Genomic DNA, 17,580 nt, shown 5'->3' with positions numbered 1-17,580 from the left:
TTCATTAGGAGGTATGCAGGATGAACAGGTATGAAACGGTAACGTTAATTCAACAGATGGAACACGCCAGACAACATTTGCATGATCTTTACGAAGAGTATGGTTTCGGACATGCTTGTGTACTTGAGCAGTCTATGCTTTTGGATGAACTGATTAATCAGTACAACCGTATGTATCAGACCAGAAAGCAGCCTCACCATGTTTTGGATCAGAACATTAACAACGACGATGTTATGTTCAGTACATCCTCCCCTTTCTCTTTATGCAAAACTGTGGCTTCTCCCACGTAACGTTTATTATTATTCTATATAATGACTTATTTTAAAATAAAATACATATTCATGTCATAAAATGTTAATCACTTTTTTGAGGGGACGGCATACTAAGGCACAGAAAAGCAGAGCTCAATAAGTGAGCCCTGCCAAAGTTCATTGGAATCATAACCCCATGCTGAAACACAGACGCATAAGATTAGCCAAGCTCCTGCGTGCTTTTGGAAGCACGTTTGGAGGAAAAGAACTGGAAACGAAACGAATGCCAGTTCAACCGCTGTCTGCCTTTGGAACCAACAATCCAGTTGCCGCCGGGCAGATGGGCAAAAAGCCAGCTGATGCCCAGAGAAACACTTGCCACGACGATAAACGTAATGAGCGTAGCTGTAAAATGATGATCGCCCAGTGCAAGCGAGCGGGTGTAGTAGGATATGAAGGCCAGCACGAGCGCATGGGCCAGATATCCTCCAAAAGAATAACGCCCGATCCAGTTCAACATACGGCGAAACGGCTCGGATCGTGTATCTTTTTGCAAATGGAGCAGCAGTCCGTACAATAAAAGCAGCTGCGACACAATGAGCACAAAGGTGCTTGGCTTCAAATAGGTGGAAATATTAAGATTGATCGTATCGCCCGACTGGATCAGCATCGTGTGACCCATGAGCATGAACAAACCAATGAACACAAATACATTCCACGGCAACGTCTGTTTGGCCAGTCCACGCCACGTGTCTGTCATGTAAGCACATACTGCGCCTAGCATAAAATAGAAAAAGTACATGACAAAGTTATAGGTGCGATAATCCAGCAGAGTCTGCCAAAAGGATGGCAACCCAGTGCTCCATGCAGACATGTCATAGTAGGACCATTGTAACAGCAAAGCATAAGCTGTAGCGGCAATCAGCATAATAGCCACAACAAGCTGTTTGCGTCTTTTCGTGCTGTAACGACGTAGAAACGCTTGAACCTGCCCGGCTGCTTTTGCAAATAAAGGAAACAAAATATAAAACTGAAAGATCATCACTACAAACCATAGATGATATCCGCTGACGGGTATGATCATTTCCTCGAACATACCTTTGTAAAAATAAATATTTCCCCACTGCGCCGTTGACCAGTTTTGAGTACATACCCAATAAATAACAGTCCAGCAAAGGAAAGGAACATAAATATCTCGAAACCGCCTGCCAATATAGCGAGGATAGCCAATCGGTTTGTTGCCGTTATAAAATAGCAGCGCCGCAGACAGGAAAACGAACGTCGGTGTGCCAAAACGTGTCAAATGATACAGCATCGCGAGCATAACAGAATCTGGCTGTTGGATGTCGCTGCGATAAATATATTCGCCAATGCAATGCTGAAGCACGACAGCGAGGTAGGCAAGGCCCCGTAGTTCTGTCCACTCCGCGATACGCGGCTTACTCATCCATATCACTCCTTTTCCGCAAGATACGCACATGTTTTTCCTAGCACAATTGTAGGTATTGTAACGTAGAAACATTAGTGCAGGATTAACGCCACCTGAAAGTAAGAAGAGTGAAGTAGTTCCAATTTAATATGATTGCGTTTACAATCTAAGTAAAACTAGAATAAATTAAAGTGAATTTATAACTTAAGGATACACACAGGAAGAGGAGAGGAAGGATGAAAAAAACGCTGCTGGTATATATGCTATTGATTGCGGCCTTTGCTCTCTATGTGTTCAGGTATGAACAATCTGGCCCGTTGAATGGCACTTGGGAGGATAAAGGGCTGCGAGGCAGTATCGGAGAGACCTATATAATGATTACGTTCCAGTCCGGTTTGGAGTATTGGAAAAGCGGGCTCAAGGGCTTCGAGGATGCGGGTGATGCTTTGGGGGTGACTGTGGAGTATCGGGGAGCTACCCGTTATGATGCGCAGGAGCAGACGACCGTTATTGAGCAGGCGATTGCTCGTAAACCCGCAGGGATTGCCATATCAGCGATTGATCCTCACTCTTTGATTCCTGTGATTAATAAGGCGCTGGATGCGGGCATTCCTGTGGTATTGTTTGATGCCGAAGCGCCGGGGAGCCGGGCGTATTCCTTTTTGGGCACGGATAATTATAAGGCGGGCGTGACCGCTGCGGATAAAATGGCAGAGCTGTTGGGACGAGAAGGTCAGGTCGCTGTTCTGACGCTGCCTGGACAGCAAAATCATGAAGAACGCTCGCGTGGCTTTCGCGATACCATTCAACGGCAGTATCCTGCGATGAAGGTGGTGGAAGTCGCAGATGGCCGCGCAGACGCGATGGTCTCCCGGGATGAGTCGCAGAGACTGATGAAAGCTTATCCGAAACTGGCGGGCATTTTTGTGACTGATGCAACGGGAGGAACAGGTGTGGGTGAAGCGGTACTGAGTCAAAAAAACAGCCATCCGCTGAAAATCATTTCTTTTGATACGAATAAAGCGACACTGGATATGATTCGTGGTGGGACGATTTCGGCAACGATTGCCCAGGGAACATGGAATATGGGTTATTGGTCGCTTCAATATTTGTTCCATCTGCATCATCATTTGACGATTCCTGCACCTTCTTCCACTGGAGACAACACTCCGTTGCCCGTGCGGGTAGATACTGGGATTTCCGTGGTCACCCGGGCGAATGTAGATGATTATTATGCGAAATAAATTTTGGGAGCGTATCCAATTAGGGGTGCGCCAAATGATGCCGCGGTTACGCTTGCGCAATATGCCTTTACGTTATCAGCTCATGCTGCTGTTCCTGTTGTTTGGCATTGTGCCTTCGCTGGGATTAGGTCTGCTGGTCAATTGGACGGTGGAACGGATTATTGAGCGGCAGGTGGAAGATCATACGATGCAGTTGATTGGCAAGGTGAACGAAGCGCTGGATACCAAAATGGAAAATTTGCAAAACATGACGTATCTGATTGCTTTTAACCCCGATATCGGGGAGTTCTGGAAAGGGAAGACGCTGGCTGACGGCCACGCGGGTCATGCGAGTATCGTAACGCCGGAAAACCAGACTCTCACTTCCAAGCAGGCATTAAGTTCTGTACAGGAGCAGGATACGCTGTATAAAATGAAGCAATTTTTGCAGGGCTATACCACGTTATATCCTGAGATTGCAGGGATTCTGATCGTGAACGAAAAAGGCGACTATATCAGCAACGAAATGTACGCTCGAAGCACGCGTAGCCTGACGGAAGAAGGCTGGTACCAACAGGCGGCGCAGCATGCAGGCATATTCACTGTGCTAGGACAGCCGAGCCACCGTAATGTGACCACTCATGTCCGGTACAAGGACAGTGAAATTGTCTCCGTCGTTCGCTCGGTTACAGATCCGGAAACCGGACGCGTGCTAGGCACGATTATGATTGACCTCAAGCTGCGGGCTGTGTCGCAGGCTGCCAGAGATGTAACCCTGGGCAAAAGCGGGTATTTAATGGTGACAGATGCTGAGGGGCGCAGCGTGTACAGGCCGGATATGCCTTTGATTGAGCGTATTCCGCCGCAATGGTTCGGGGCAGGTGACAGCGGGATGTTTACCCGTGAAGCTGGGGGCAGGGAATTGCTGTTCATGTTCAGGGCTTCCGAATTCACGGGCTGGAGAACAGTGGGGGTATTCCCGGCACGCGAATCTACACTGGAAGTGCGGCAAATTCAGTTCTATGTCATCTGTTTTGTTTTCATTGTATGTCTATTTGGGTTAACGGCATCCTTGCGATTGTCGAGTTCCATTGCGCAGCCGATTTTCCGGCTGATGTCCTATATGCGGACGGCAGAGACAGGGGATCTTACAGTTCGCCAATGGAGTGACCGTGGGGATGAAGTTGGAATGCTGGGGCGGAGCTTTAACCGAATGCTGGAGCAAATTCGCCGTCTCATGTCACTTAGCGAACTGAGGGAACGGCAAAAACGGGATGCCGAGCTGCGCAGCCTTCAGGAGCATATTAAGCCCCATTTTCTATACAATACGCTAGATACGATTCATTGGATGGCCCGAAAAAATGGAGCAGACGACGTGTCCGATATGGTGGGAGCGCTATCGAGATTGTTCCGTCTCGGGCTGAGCAAGGGGGATGACTTTATTCCACTGCGCTCCGAGATTGAGCATATATCTAGCTATATGCAAATCCAGCAAACCCGCTATCGTGACCGACTTCGCTGGGAATTGAATCTACCTGACGAGCTAAAGGATCTGTTCGTGTTGAAGTTAATGCTTCAGCCTGTAGTGGAAAACGCGATTTATCACGGCATCAAGGCCAGACGTGGCCCAGGCACGATTTGGATAGAAGCTAAAGCTGAGGACGACAAGCTGCTGCTGACGGTACGTGACGATGGCGCAGGGATGACGGCGGACCGTCTGCTTGAATTGCGTGAATGGCTGGAAATACCCCTGGAGGCGATGGAAGTAAAGCAGAAGCAAAAGGGAGTTAGTACCCATGGCAGAAGCTATGGCATGCTGAATGTACAAGCGCGTATCCGGTTATCTTTTGGCGAGGAATATGGAATTGTACTGGAGAGCAAAGAAGGGACAGGTACCTGCGTGACGATCACTCATCCGTTGCTGCTGGATATGGCGCAACTGAAGAAGCCTTATGAAAAAGGAGAGGGTCAGGATGACGAAATCAAAGGCCACACACAACTCGACAACGGCGAGTCTGATTGACCAGGCCATAACAGAAGTGACCATAGGAACGGCAAAACGTTACCAAGTATTGATCGCAGATGATGAGCCGATCATTCGTGAGGGGATTCGAGATTGCATAGATTGGGCGGCACTGGGCATGGAGGTGGCAGCAGAGGCGGAGGACGGAGAAGAAGCGCTGGAGCTGGTGGGTCAGCTTCATATCGACATCGTGCTGGTCGATATGAATATGCCGTTCATGGACGGGATTGAACTGATTCGGCGGCTGCGGGAAGATCGTCCGGAATGCCGCTGTCTGATCATTTCCGGGCATGATGAATTTGCTTATGCGCAGGAGGCTGTCCGACTTGGCGTAGAGGATTATATTTTGAAGCCGGTAAATGCGGATCAGCTTCATGCTGCACTGTTGCGGCTTCGTCAGCGAATGGACGAAGAGTATAAGCGTGCCGCCTATGTAGAACAAGCTGCTGGTCAGATTGAACGGAATATTCCGCTGCTGCGCCAGCGGTTTTGCCTGGAATGGCTGGAAGGCCAACACACAGGGAAAGACATCATGGAACAGTTGGCGTTTTTACGGCTTCCATCGCGACCGCCTGCTCAGATCGGTGTGGTGCGGTGGCCTGCGGCAGAGGCACGGCAGACGATTATGCGTGAGAATGACCGCCAGTTGTTTCTTTTTGCCGCTGAAAATATTATTGGCGAACTGCTGGAGGACCGACCGCATGTGTTGTTCCGCGATGCGAACGGGCTGATCGGCATATGCCTGTGGCAGGGGGCACCCGAGACGATAGGCGCTTCCATGGAACAGGCGATTGGACGCTACCTGAATATAGCGGTTCATACGCATGTGGAGTCCAACGCGGGTGGACTAGAAGGTGCAATTGACGCGTACCGGGTGAGTCGGGATCGAGTGTATGGCGAATCGCAGCTGTCTCCCATCGTACGTCGGGCCCGGCAGCTCATTCAGGAAGGTTACGCCGATCGGGAATTAACGCTGGAAGCCCTTGCTTCGCGGCTACAAGTATCCGCCGTATATCTCAGCCGCGTGCTCAAAAAGGAGCTCAACGACAGCTTCGTGACCCTCGTCACGCGTGCCCGTATCCGTAAAGCAGTGCAGCTGTTGGATTCCACGACGTTGTCTATCTATGATATAGCAGAACGTACGGGTTACGACAGTCAGCACTATTTTAGCACCGCTTTTAAAAAGACTATGGGCGTGTCCCCTGTGCAGTACCGTAAAGGCGGGGGAATTCAAGAAAACACGGTGGAGTAGGAAGGATTGAAATGGGGGATGAGTCCCACACTGTCTAATAATAAACTGTAAGAAAAAATGTGTGTGTAATCACACCTACGCATTCAGGGGTTTGTTACGCTGGGGATAACGAACAAATATCTATCAATATTTGGAGGAAAACGATATGTTTTGTTATCAGTGTGAACAGACGCCGAGTGGCGGGTGTAAAGTAGTTGGGGTGTGCGGGAAGGATGAGACGATAGCGAGCTTGCAGGATACGATGATTTTTGCATTAAAAGGGATCGCTGCCTATGCGACACATGCTCGTCAGTTGGGATATAGCGATCCTGAGGTGGATCGGATCACGCACGAAGCGTTATATATGACCTTAACCAATTCTAACTTTAATGTACAAGAGCATTTGGAAATGGCGATGAAGGTCGGAAATGCGGCTGTACGGATCATGGATGTGCTGGATCGTGCGCATACGGATCGTTTTGGTATTCCGCAGCCGATTACCGTCAGTCAGAATAAAATCGAAGGCCAATGTATCGTCGTGACTGGACATAATTTATATGCGCTGGAGGAATTGTTGCGGCAGACGGAGGGTAAAGGTATCAACATCTATACCCACTCAGAAATGCTGCCTGCCCACGGCTATCCGGCATTGAAGAAATATGCACATCTCAAAGGGAATATCGGTAAAGCCTGGTACGATCAGCGTAGACTGTTCGAGGAGTTCCCGGGTGCGATTCTCGCCACGACGAATTGTGTTATGCCGATTAAAGGCACGTATGCAGACCGCTTCTTCTCTTATGAAGTAGCTGGGCTAGAGGGAGTAGCCAAGATCATGGACGACGACTTTTCACCATTGATCGAGCGTGCGTTAGCCCTGCCAGCCGCAGATGTAGATTCGGAGCAGGTGCTTACGACAGGATATCATCACGAAACGGTTATCGGGCTGGCTCCTGAGATTATTCAGGCGGTTAAAGACGGGCATATCCGCCGTTTCTTCGTCATTGCAGGCTGCGACGCACCGGGCAAAGGCGGCAACTATTACCGCGAGCTAGCTACATCCTTGCCGAATGATACGGTCATTCTGACCACTTCCTGTGGTAAATTCCGCTTTAATGACGTGGATTATGGCACCGTTGGAGATACCGGCATTCCGCGTTATATTGATTTGGGGCAATGCAACAATTCGGGTTCTACTGTGAAAATCGCTCTGGCATTAGCGGATGCTTTCGGTTGTACGGTGAACGAGCTGCCTGTCAGCATTGTACTGTCCTGGTTTGAGCAAAAAGCGGTTGCCATCCTGCTGGGCTTGTTCAGCCTTGGCATCCAGGATATTCGCATTGGACCGAAGCCGCCTGAGTTTATTTCTTCTGGCGTACTGGATGTGCTGGTGGAGATGTTTGGCTTGAAGCTGATTACAACAGCAGAGGAAGATATGAAAGCGATGTTGGCATTGTCGTAAGGGATTGGTGGGGAACTGCAAAGTGCAGTTCCTTTTTTTGTTTCATCGTTCATCGATTCTTATAAAGATGTCTGTAAGAATCTTTAATGCCAGCTCAGTATCTTTGGATTCACGAGTTCTTAGGAGAGTCAAAATGGTTTTTATACTCGAATCTTCTTCGGTAAGCTCATCATTGTCCTTTACATATGTAAGCAACTGATAGACGCCCACGTTCAATGCCTTCGCTATTTTCTCCAGATTTTTCAAAGATATATTTCTCTCCGCACGCTCAATGAAACCAATATAACTCGAATTGAATCCTGCTTTTTCGGCTAAAGCTTCTTGGGAAAGTCCTTTAGACTTTCGAATATCTCGAATACGCGTACCGACTAATTCTAAAAGTTCTGACATGATTACACCTCTCTATAGTAAGAATTTCACAAAATTCGATTCCAATCGCTCCGAAATGTAATATATAGACGAACGAGATCATCTCGATCTATATATTATTTATTGGAAGTCGCTTATTGGATTTTGCAAAATCCTCTAGTTAGAAGTGTAGAGAAAGAGTTACATCTAATTAATAAGTGTTAGTAAGTAAATTGAATTAAAAACTACTATATAGTAGTATTCATTATGAAGCTTGTCCGATAGCTAGAAAATTATACATCTTGATGGTTACATAATTGTGCTACGTTGCTCACATTTGTTTCAGGATTTTGCAAAATTCTCGTTTATGAAATTTTAATTCAGGAGTTGATTCCCCTTGAAACATTACTCCTTAAGTCCCCAACTACATAGTGATTCCGATTTCAAATTGCCTAAGTACAGCGACACCTACATATTGAACTGCATGATGGATTTTCAAAAGCTTGCCGAATACCAGATCAAGCTCGCACAGATGATGCGCGACCATCATCAGTTTCACAACTGCCTCATTCTTTGTGATCGAGCGATGTTTTCGATGGCTAAGGCCATTTATGTTCATCGAAACCAAATCATACCATTGTATATTCGTTTATCCGTGACTGACCTGTTCCCTTTAATTCACACAGAGGCTGAGCCTAATTTAGATATGGTGCTGTTTATCGGTACGGTACATTATCTGGTTTCGGGAGAAGATGATGTATCTAAAGAGCCGATGAAGCTGGGGGAAGTAGACAAGTTGCTTTATAAAACGGACTCTATTCTAGAGTCTCTGTCACAGCGGATCGTAGCTGATCCGTCTAAGCGGTATCCGTCTATTTATAAAGGAAATCCATTTAATGAGTCGTTAGATCTTTTATCAATAATACCCGATTCTTTTTGAGCCAATGATATAATGACGAAAAGGAAGATGTTGGATGCAGGCTAACGCTTCCACATCAGAAAGGGTGTTATTTCATATGCCTACATACAACAAACTGGTGCGGGATCGGATTCCGCATATTATTATGTCTCAGGGCAAGGAATGTCGGACACGCATTTTGGATCCTGAGGAATATAAGCAGGAGCTGAGAACGAAGCTTCGTGAAGAAGCAGAGGAATACTTTGAAGCGGACAAAGATCAGGATGCGCTGGAAGAGCTGGCGGATATACTGGAAGTCATCCGAGCGCTGGCAGAAGTACATGGGGCGAATGCAGAAGAGCTGGACAAGCTGCGGGCAGACAAAGCCGAGGCACGGGGCGGATTTCAGGAACGGGTGTTTTTAATTGATGTGGATGAAGCTTAATGTCAAGCTCATTACGGATAATTTAGTTGATGGGCTTATAGCCGGGGTACAATATGCTTCTAGGATGAACCGCTGAGATCTGCTTAACGTCTTTTTCATTTTCAGAAGTATAAGAGGAAACGTATTACAAATGAAGCAAATCATCAATATCAAAGGAGTGAATATTTATAAAGAAAGGCGAAATTTCTATGGGGTGCTCGCTACTTGTTCTTGTGGAAATAAGCTTGTACGAGAAATGAAGTAAACAAGTTTGAAGGTGTATTTTTGTGAAGATAATTTTTATTGCAAGCAATACGGAGAATGCTCACAGCAAGAAGGATAACATTATTTTTAGGAGATCAGATGAACAGCTGAGTATAGTGTTATAATTTGTAAAGGCACAGCGTCTCAGATGTTTAAGGTCGGGAGCTAAAGCCAAAGATAGTAAGAAAATTATTGATGGGGGATCGCCATTATGAATACACTAAAAAAAAATTTAGCTGAATTACAACAACTAGCTAAAGAGCGGACCGTTAAAACGCAAAGTATTGAATATGATTTGGAAACTTTAGTGAAAAAAATTACTAGGAACACAATTAAACTTGATCCAGAGTACCAAAGAAATCATAGATGGAACGAAGAAACTTCTTCAAAGTTAATTGAAAGTTTGATACTAAACATTCCTGTTCCTTTGGTATATCTATCACAGGATGTGGACGTGGATGATGAGGCTGACGATTTGGCTCGGTACTCTGTAATAGATGGGCAACAACGATTAACTGCAATTTTTAATTTCATGACAAACAAGTTGGTTTTAGAAGGGATGGAAGTATTAAAACCTTTAAACGGATCATTCTATAAAGATTTACCGCCGTTTCTGATTAGAAGATTGGAGGAAAGAACAATTAAGTGTTTAAGAATCGACTCCACCCTTGATCCACAAGTGAAATATGACATATTTGAGAGGTTGAATTCTGGTTCTGTTAAGTTGGAAGCGCAAGAATTACGTAATGCTATATATAGAGGATCATTTAACAAGTTGATTAAGGAACTTGCTAAACACGATGATTTCAGAGTTTTAAACCAAATCAACTTGGAGAATCCAGATGAAAGTAAGAAAGTTCAAAAGATGGAGGATATAGAACTGGTTCTTCGTTTTTTTGCTTTACGGAATAACAACTATAAGAATTTAAAGAAGGGTTTCAAACTTTTCCTCTCTGAATCTATGGAAGAATTCAACAAATTGTCAGATGCTGAATTAGTACTACTAAGAGAAAAATTTCTAAAAACAATGAAAGTAATAAGAGAACACTTTGGAGATCAGGCCTTTGCAAAATATAGATTCGAAAATGGAGAATTTGTCCAAATGTCTAAATTTAATGCGGCGGTATACGATGCGTTAGCAATAGCTGTTGTAGATAGTATTGACTTAGACTCCCAAGATTTCTCAAAACTGAACAAGGACACTTTTCAAGCATTATTCAAAGATGCAACTTTCTTCGATACAGTATCTGGAAGTGTAAATGATAGAGAAAAGGTCACTAAACGAATTGATGCTGTTAAGGGGTTGCTCAAATGACTCCTTTTTACAATCATGTGAGCGAAGAAGGTGCAGAGTCTAGCACATTTGCTTCTCTGTTTATTATAGAATTAGAGGAGCGATGGTCAGAGATAGAGATACTTATAGAACAAATAAAATTACAAAGTAATGATGACGTAAAAAATGTTCTTTGTAGATCAGCTGTAGTTCTATTGGTTGCTCATCTTGAAGGATTTATGAAAGAAGCCGCTGATACTTTAATCAAGGACTTAAACAAGCATTGTAGTTTCGTGGAATTTCCAAAACGTATCCAAAAAACTTTCTGCTCTTTGTTTTTATCAACTATAAATGATAGCGGCGGTATTGATAATAGAATACAAGGGAAATTATTGGAAAAATTTGGGGAGTTAAACGCTCGACTTTCTGTGGAACCTTTTTTATTTGAACGCAATAAGAATCCATCTCCAACAGTTATAGAAATCATTCTCAATAACTTTGGAGTAAATGACTTCTTTAAACTACTACACAAGTCTTCTTTAGATATAGTGTTTGAAAATAATAGCTCAGAAACATTAACTCTTCTAAAAGATTTGAAAAATTATACGACACAAGCAGTTGTTAGTTATCCATATGAAATAAATTTAGAAAAATACAAAATGTCGATAATGGATGGAAAACTAGCAAGAGAAGATTCTCTATGGATAGTATTCATTGATGAATTATTAAAAAAAAGGCACTCTATTGCACATGGATCGAGTTTCCAAAATGAAATAGCTGTAAATGAGCTGGAGGATGCAAAAACTAAAGTTCAAATATTACAATATGCAATAGCGTTGGTATTATTTAATTCGGCATTATAAGTCCAGTTTTAAAGTAAAACAACAATTTAGTGAAAATAGTCTTGAAATTTAAGACTTGTAGTTTGTTGATGCACATGTAATTACTTGCAAGTATCTCCTTTTCAAATTAAATTTAACTAATCAGATTCTAATTGAACGCAGTAGCCGAAAAAATTGCTTCGAGGTTACCGATGATGAGGCCACAATTGAAAGTCAATTGAATTAGAACGGGACAATGTTGCTTGAGCTTAAATTTTAGCCACTGTAATCTCGCTCTTGAACGTAGCAGAGCTCATTGATATTGGAATGAAGAGAGAAATCATCGGAGAATTATGAGTTTACGAGCAATGTGGGAAGTTCTTAGTGTAAGATTGAAAAGAGAGGAAATTAATGAGAACTTTGCTCTAGCTGTTTTCTAATCGAACGAATTATATTATTACTGATATCTCTTACTCAAGGTAAACTTAACGTACTTTAACTTGAGAGGGTATTTTCTATGTCGTGGAGGCCTTTATCAATTTGGAACCAATATATTATATAAGGAACAGTCGTCGTATTAGTTGCAGCATCAATACGCTCCTGAGAACTCGGTTTTCTTGGTCGGAAGAAGCTTTTGAGATCGCCAAGCGCGAGAATAACCCATCTTCACTTCTATTCGGCATATCTACTCAATGACTCACATGTACTTGTCATTAGTAAGTTGTAAATATTTAGATATTGATATAATGATTCAACAATTTGAGACTTTGCCAATAGTAAAAAGGCCAAAGTCTTTTTGCATTTTCAAGGTATATGTGCGATCCTGTTGATCCTTATTCCAACTTAAATCCCTCCTCCTTCCCACACAAAGGTTAAAATTTTATAAAAAAAGTTCAAAACCAGCAAAGACCTTTCCCGGCCCGGAATGATACCATGTGTTTGCACATAAAAAAAGGAGAGGTACTCGTTGCCTCACTTATGTAAGCGCTATCTAATTTCAACTCTAATCAGCACTTACCTTCAAATTGACCCGCATCACATGAGGAAAGGGGAACTTCATATGAAAAAAGGAGCTGTTGTCGTATGGCTTCTGGTTTTGGCCCTGATGCTTTCGGCCTGTAATTTGGCAGAGAGTGGAACGGGCAGCAAGGAAAAAGGCTATGTGGGCATTTCCATGCCGACCAAATCGTCCGAGCGTTGGGTAGGGGACGGAGAGAATATGGTCCGGTTGTTTCAGGAGCAAGGCTATAAAACGGATTTACAGTACGCCGAGGACGTGGTGGAAAACCAAATCTCCCAAATCGAAAATATGATCACCAAGGGCGTCAATGTTATGGTGATCGCTTCGGTCGACGGAAACACGCTGACGGATGTAATTCAGAAGGCACACGACCGAGGCATTCAGGTCATTTCTTACGACCGGCTGATTCGCAACACACCGTATCTGACGTATTATGCAACCTTCGATAACTTTAAGGTGGGCGTGCTACAGGCGGCGTATATTGAGAAAAAGTTAGGACTTAAGGAAGGCAAAGGCCCATTCAATATCGAGCTATTCGGTGGTTCACCGGATGACAATAACGCTTATTTCTTCTTTAATGGTGCGATGTCCGTACTGAAACCGTACGTGGATTCCGGCAAACTGGTCGTGCGCAGCAAGCAGATGACGATGGCGCAGATCGCTACACTGCGGTGGGATGGAGCATTGGCCCAGTCGCGGATGGATAACCTGCTGAGTGCGTACTATTCGGGGGCTAATCTGGACGCGGTACTATCCCCTTATGACGGAATCAGTATCGGTATCATTTCATCCCTAAAAGGGGTCGGATATGGATCAGCGAACAAGCCGCTGCCGATCATTACAGGGCAGGATGCGGAGCTGGCTTCCATCAAGTCGATTGTGGCTGGGGAGCAGACGCAAACTGTATTTAAGGATACTCGCAAGCTGGCTGAGCAAACGGTCGTGATGGCCAACAGCATTTTACAGGGAAAACAAGCGGAAGTGAATGACACCGAATCCTATAACAACGGCAAAAAGATCATTCCTGCTTACTTACTTGATCCAATCTCGGTGGATCGGACGAATGTGGAAAAGGATATTGTCGGCAGTCACTATTACACCAAAGAGCAAATCGGACTGAAATAAGAGTAAGAATCCAACCGAAAGGAGCGTATCCCATGACTGGAATCATTTTGGAAATGAAGGGAATTACCAAAACCTTTCCCGGCGTGAAGGCATTGGAAAATGTAAATCTCAAGGTCAAGGAAGGCGAAATCCATTCCCTGTGCGGTGAGAACGGTGCAGGCAAATCGACGCTGATGAAGGTACTAAGCGGTGTATATCCGCATGGAACCTATGAAGGGGATATTGTTTTCCAGGGCAAAACGTGTGAGTTCAAGGATATCAAGCAGAGCGAGGAATTGGGCATTGTCATTATCCATCAGGAGCTGGCGCTGATTCCGTATCTCTCGATTGCTGAAAATATTTATCTGGGCAACGAACGCGCCAGTGGCGGTGTGATTGATTGGAAAGAGACTTTTGTGGGTACACGCGATCTGCTGTCCAAGGTCGGTTTGAGTGAGAATCCCAATACATTAGTTACGAACATCGGGGTCGGGAAGCAACAACTGGTCGAAATTGCGAAAGCGCTCTCTAAAAAGGTAAAGCTGCTTATTCTCGATGAACCGACAGCGGCGTTGAATGAGGATGATAGTGAGAATCTGCTTAATTTGATGCTGGAATTTAAAAGACAGGGCATCTCCTGCATTCTCATCTCCCACAAGCTGAATGAAGTCGCAAAGGTGTCGGATTCAATTACGATTTTACGGGACGGGAAGACGATTGAGACACTGGATATGAAAAAGGATGAGGTCACGGAGGATCGGATCATTAGCGGGATGGTTGGACGTGATCTGACCAGCCGTTATCCAGAGCGTCATGCCGAGATTGGCAAAGTCGTTTTGGAAGTGAAGGATTGGACGGTGTATCACGAGCATCATGCAGACCGCAAGGTGCTGGATCAGGTGAATTTGAACATTCGTCGCGGTGAAATTGTCGGTATTGCCGGGCTGATGGGGGCGGGACGGACCGAGCTGGCGATGAGCATTTTTGGCAAGTCGTACGGACGCAACATATCCGGTCAGCTGATTAAAGACGGCAAGCCGATCCAGAACAACACGGTTACGGACGCGATCAACAACGGCTTTGCCTATGTAACGGAGGATCGCAAGGAGTATGGCCTCATTCTAATGGATGATATCAAGCGTAATATTTCGCTGACTGGACTGAACAAGCTGACGAAGGGCGCTGTCGTCAATGAGCAGGAGGAAGTCGTTGTTGCAGAGGAAATGAAAAAAAGCATGAACATCAAAGCGCCGAGCATTTTACAGAAAACGGGTAATCTGAGTGGCGGCAATCAGCAGAAGGTGGTGCTGAGCAAATGGATTTTTGCCGGGCCGGATATTCTGATTCTAGATGAACCGACACGCGGCATTGATGTGGGCGCCAAATATGAAATTTACACGATTATTCATCGACTTGCCGCTGAAGGCAAGGGAGTGCTGGTCATTTCGTCCGAACTGCCCGAGGTACTAGGCTTGTGTGACCGGATTTATGTCATGAATGCTGGGCGGATCACTGGAGAAGTTGGCCGTGAGGACGCGTCGCAGGAAACGTTGATGAGATATATGACCAAGTCAGGAGGCGTGAAGCATGGAAACCATAACTAAACTATTTAAAAATAACATCCGCCAATATGGCATGATGATTGCGCTGGTCGTCATTATGATTTTGTTCGAGGTGCTGACGGGCGGCCTGCTGTTGAAGCCGATTAATATTACCAATCTGATTCTACAAAACAGCTACATTCTCGTGCTGGCCATCGGGATGGTGCTGGTTATCATCACTGGACATATTGATTTGTCCGTCGGCTCCATAGCCGCTTTTGTCGGTGCGGTTGCCGCCATAATGATGGTCGACTGGCAGCTTCCAGCATGGATCGCTGTGATTGCATCTTTGCTGGTCGGGGCGTTAATCGGCGCATGGCAAGGGTTCTGGGTCGCTTATGTACGGATTCCGGCATTTATCGTTACATTGGCGGGGATGCTGCTCTTCCGTGGATTGACCATGATCGTGCTGGAAGGCCAATCTATCTCTCCATTTCCAGGGGGATTCCAGAAAATCAGTTCAGGCTTCCTACCGGATTTTTCATCTACCGGTTATAACCTGGTATCCATCATTGTCGGTATTGCACTCACGGTATGGTTTATCGTGAACGAACTTCGCGAACGCCGTTCTCAGCTTAAATATGGATTCGAGGTTCCGTCACAAACGTTATTTGTACTCAAGTTGATTGTGGTAGCTGCGGTCATCAATTTGTTCACCTTTATGCTCGCGAGCTACGCGGGGATACCTAACATTCTCGTGCTGCTGTTCATACTGATCGTTGTATACTCCTTCGTCATGAACCGCACGATTATGGGCCGTCATGTGTATGCGTTGGGTGGAAATGAAAAGGCAGCGGGTCTGTCCGGTGTCAAAACGAAAAAGGTAACGTTCTGGGTATTCGTTAACATGGGCGTGCTGGCCGCCATTTCCGGTCTGATCTTTGCTGCACGTCTGAACGCGGCTACGCCGAGAGCAGGTACGAACTTTGAGCTGGATGCCATCGCAGCTTGCTTTATCGGCGGTGCTTCGGCATCTGGCGGGATCGGAACCGTTTTTGGAGCCATTATCGGTGGTTTGGTCATGGGCGTACTGAATAACGGCATGTCTCTGATTGGTCTGGGTATTGACTGGCAGCAAGGCATCAAGGGCTTAGTACTTCTGCTGGCAGTTGCCTTCGATATTTACAACAAAAACAAAAGATCAGCTTAAGCTCAGATTCGATATCGTAAAACAAGACACCTCCAGTCCCACTTAAAATGTGGATGTTGGAGGTGTCTTGTTTGTTAGGTCTTGTCAGCTAACGCAACTAATCCGTCACCATTTGTCCGCCATTGACATGCAGCGTTTGCCCTGTAATGTAGGAACCATCATCCGAAGCCAGCAGCACATAGGCGGGGGCCAATTCATAAGGCTGCCCAGCACGCTTCATCGGCGTATTGGTGCCAAAGGTACGGATCGCTTCGGGCGGCTGTGTCGCGGCATTCAGTGGAGTCCAGATCGGACCGGGAGCAATGGCGTTCACGCGGATGCACTGATCGACCAGATTATTAGCCAGAGCGCGGGTGAAGCTGACAATGGCTCCTTTGGTAGCTGAATAGTCGATCAGATTTTTTTGACCAACATAGCCGTAACCGATGCCGTATTGACGATGCTGGCACCAGCCCGCATATACGGCAATGCTTCTGTAGTCATATGGAAGAAGGAAATAATATTCGTATCAAACGTATCACGAAGCTGCTGTTCGCTGATATCCAGATACGATTCGCGCACAAACTGAACACCCAGGTTGTTAATCAGAATGTCAATCCGACCGAAGATTTCCATCGTTTTTTGAACAACCAGACAGCAGTTGCTTTTTAGCCTTAGATCGCCCGGAATTAACAAACAACGTCTGCCGAGCTTATGAATGACATCACGGGTTTCCATAGCATCTCGATGCTCATCGAGATAGGCAATGACCACATCGGCCCCTTCTTTGGCAAAAGCCACAGCAACCGCACGACCAATACCGCTGTCTCCGCCGCTAATAATAGCCACCCGATCCAGAAGCTTTCCGGTGCCGATATACTTTGGATTATCATAAATAGGGCGTGGAACCATCAGGTATTCCAACCCCGGCTGTCTATATTGATGCTGGGGAGGAAAGACAATCGGAACTTCTTTACATTGGGTTTCTGTACCATAATAAGGATATTGCCAATTCATTGATAATCCCTTCTTTAGGCGTTTTGAAATCCAATATATTCAAAATGGGCGCAAGCGGTGACTC

14 protein-coding genes and 1 pseudogene are annotated in these 17,580 nt (G+C 45.3%); 12 read left to right on the top strand and 3 right to left on the bottom strand.

Going from position 1 to position 17,580, the window contains the following annotated elements:
* The first annotated feature begins 20 nt into the window (after positions 1-20).
* Positions 21-290, top strand: coding sequence for an aspartyl-phosphate phosphatase Spo0E family protein (locus tag ACL9RM_RS12955; RefSeq protein WP_155765247.1), 270 nt, complete (start codon positions 21-23; stop codon positions 288-290).
* 181 nt (positions 291-471) lie between these two features.
* Here the strand turns inward: ACL9RM_RS12955 and ACL9RM_RS12950 are convergent, their stop codons facing one another.
* Positions 472-1,698, bottom strand: a complete 1,227-nt coding sequence (locus tag ACL9RM_RS12950) for an acyltransferase (protein WP_322159425.1) — start codon at positions 1,696-1,698, stop codon at positions 472-474.
* A gap of 218 nt (positions 1,699-1,916) precedes the next feature.
* On the opposite strand from ACL9RM_RS12950, the gene ACL9RM_RS12945 reads away from it, so the two are divergent.
* The 4 genes from ACL9RM_RS12945 (at position 1,917) to hcp (ending at position 7,616) form a co-directional block, all read left to right on the top strand.
* Complete coding sequence (locus ACL9RM_RS12945; RefSeq protein WP_069291277.1) at positions 1,917-2,924, top strand: substrate-binding domain-containing protein; 1,008 nt, start codon at positions 1,917-1,919, stop codon at positions 2,922-2,924.
* A 34-nt stretch (positions 2,925-2,958) separates the two neighbouring features.
* Entirely contained in the window at positions 2,959-4,926 is a 1,968-nt protein-coding gene (locus tag ACL9RM_RS12940; protein ID WP_414126352.1) for a cache domain-containing sensor histidine kinase, read from the top strand.
* Complete coding sequence (locus ACL9RM_RS12935; protein ID WP_414126351.1) at positions 4,877-6,178, top strand: response regulator; 1,302 nt, start codon at positions 4,877-4,879, stop codon at positions 6,176-6,178. The genes ACL9RM_RS12940 and ACL9RM_RS12935 overlap by 50 nt, the downstream gene beginning before the upstream one ends.
* 145 nt (positions 6,179-6,323) lie before the next feature.
* Positions 6,324-7,616 carry a hydroxylamine reductase gene (gene hcp, locus ACL9RM_RS12930; RefSeq protein ID WP_013309082.1) on the top strand — a complete coding sequence of 431 codons (1,293 nt, stop codon included), beginning with the start codon at positions 6,324-6,326 and terminating at the stop codon, positions 7,614-7,616.
* Between the two features lie 42 nt (positions 7,617-7,658).
* Here the strand turns inward: hcp and ACL9RM_RS12925 are convergent, their stop codons facing one another.
* Positions 7,659-8,006, bottom strand: coding sequence for a helix-turn-helix domain-containing protein (locus ACL9RM_RS12925; protein WP_023987345.1), 348 nt, complete (start codon positions 8,004-8,006; stop codon positions 7,659-7,661).
* A 355-nt stretch (positions 8,007-8,361) separates the two neighbouring features.
* On the opposite strand from ACL9RM_RS12925, the gene ACL9RM_RS12920 reads away from it, so the two are divergent.
* From ACL9RM_RS12920 to mmsB, 7 genes are all read left to right on the top strand, one after another.
* Positions 8,362-8,904 carry a hypothetical protein gene (locus ACL9RM_RS12920; RefSeq protein WP_250267623.1) on the top strand — a complete coding sequence of 181 codons (543 nt, stop codon included), beginning with the start codon at positions 8,362-8,364 and terminating at the stop codon, positions 8,902-8,904.
* Positions 8,905-8,980: 76 nt separating this feature from the next.
* Positions 8,981-9,307 (top strand): nucleoside triphosphate pyrophosphohydrolase, encoded by a 327-nt coding sequence (locus ACL9RM_RS12915; protein ID WP_069292084.1) that lies wholly within the window; start codon positions 8,981-8,983, stop codon positions 9,305-9,307.
* 454 nt (positions 9,308-9,761) lie between these two features.
* Complete coding sequence (locus tag ACL9RM_RS12910) at positions 9,762-10,865, top strand: DUF262 domain-containing protein (RefSeq protein WP_250267624.1); 1,104 nt, start codon at positions 9,762-9,764, stop codon at positions 10,863-10,865.
* Positions 10,862-11,686, top strand: a complete 825-nt coding sequence (locus ACL9RM_RS12905) for an MAE_28990/MAE_18760 family HEPN-like nuclease (protein WP_250267625.1) — start codon at positions 10,862-10,864, stop codon at positions 11,684-11,686. Before ACL9RM_RS12910 ends, ACL9RM_RS12905 begins: the two co-directional genes overlap by 4 nt.
* 1,018 nt (positions 11,687-12,704) lie before the next feature.
* Complete coding sequence (chvE, locus tag ACL9RM_RS12900; protein WP_053324803.1) at positions 12,705-13,790, top strand: multiple monosaccharide ABC transporter substrate-binding protein; 1,086 nt, start codon at positions 12,705-12,707, stop codon at positions 13,788-13,790.
* Between the two features lie 32 nt (positions 13,791-13,822).
* Positions 13,823-15,373: a multiple monosaccharide ABC transporter ATP-binding protein gene (gene mmsA, locus ACL9RM_RS12895; RefSeq protein WP_235307542.1), complete on the top strand. Its 1,551-nt coding sequence runs from the start codon at positions 13,823-13,825 to the stop codon at positions 15,371-15,373.
* Positions 15,357-16,520 carry a multiple monosaccharide ABC transporter permease gene (gene mmsB, locus ACL9RM_RS12890; protein ID WP_023987351.1) on the top strand — a complete coding sequence of 388 codons (1,164 nt, stop codon included), beginning with the start codon at positions 15,357-15,359 and terminating at the stop codon, positions 16,518-16,520. The genes mmsA and mmsB overlap by 17 nt, the downstream gene beginning before the upstream one ends.
* A 97-nt stretch (positions 16,521-16,617) precedes the next feature.
* On the opposite strand, the pseudogene ACL9RM_RS12885 reads toward mmsB, so the two are convergent.
* Positions 16,618-17,516, bottom strand: a pseudogene (locus ACL9RM_RS12885) (SDR family oxidoreductase).
* Between the last annotated feature and the right edge of the window lie 64 nt (positions 17,517-17,580).

Source organism: Paenibacillus sp. S29 (assembly GCF_049319765.1).
GTDB classification, from domain to species: Bacteria; Bacillota; Bacilli; order Paenibacillales; family Paenibacillaceae; genus Paenibacillus; species Paenibacillus polymyxa_B.
The sequence above is the reverse complement of the archived record's forward strand: the minus strand, read 5'-3'. Positions and strand labels throughout refer to the sequence as shown.

Bases quoted from the DNA above. Each gene is read 5' to 3' on its own strand.
- ACL9RM_RS12915 (WP_069292084.1), top strand. From the start codon at position 8,981: ATGCCTACATACAACAAACTGGTGCGGGATCGGATTCCGCATATTATT.
- ACL9RM_RS12955 (WP_155765247.1), top strand. From the start codon at position 21: ATGAACAGGTATGAAACGGTAACGTTAATTCAACAGATGGAACACGCC.
- ACL9RM_RS12950 (WP_322159425.1), bottom strand. From the start codon at position 1,698: ATGAGTAAGCCGCGTATCGCGGAGTGGACAGAACTACGGGGCCTTGCC.
- hcp (WP_013309082.1), top strand. From the start codon at position 6,324: ATGTTTTGTTATCAGTGTGAACAGACGCCGAGTGGCGGGTGTAAAGTA.
- mmsA (WP_235307542.1), top strand. From the start codon at position 13,823: ATGACTGGAATCATTTTGGAAATGAAGGGAATTACCAAAACCTTTCCC.
- ACL9RM_RS12945 (WP_069291277.1), top strand. From the start codon at position 1,917: ATGAAAAAAACGCTGCTGGTATATATGCTATTGATTGCGGCCTTTGCT.
- ACL9RM_RS12905 (WP_250267625.1), top strand. From the start codon at position 10,862: ATGACTCCTTTTTACAATCATGTGAGCGAAGAAGGTGCAGAGTCTAGC.
- mmsB (WP_023987351.1), top strand. From the start codon at position 15,357: ATGGAAACCATAACTAAACTATTTAAAAATAACATCCGCCAATATGGC.
- ACL9RM_RS12925 (WP_023987345.1), bottom strand. From the start codon at position 8,006: ATGTCAGAACTTTTAGAATTAGTCGGTACGCGTATTCGAGATATTCGA.
- chvE (WP_053324803.1), top strand. From the start codon at position 12,705: ATGAAAAAAGGAGCTGTTGTCGTATGGCTTCTGGTTTTGGCCCTGATG.
- ACL9RM_RS12935 (WP_414126351.1), top strand. From the start codon at position 4,877: ATGACGAAATCAAAGGCCACACACAACTCGACAACGGCGAGTCTGATT.
- ACL9RM_RS12910 (WP_250267624.1), top strand. From the start codon at position 9,762: ATGAATACACTAAAAAAAAATTTAGCTGAATTACAACAACTAGCTAAA.
- ACL9RM_RS12940 (WP_414126352.1), top strand. From the start codon at position 2,959: ATGATGCCGCGGTTACGCTTGCGCAATATGCCTTTACGTTATCAGCTC.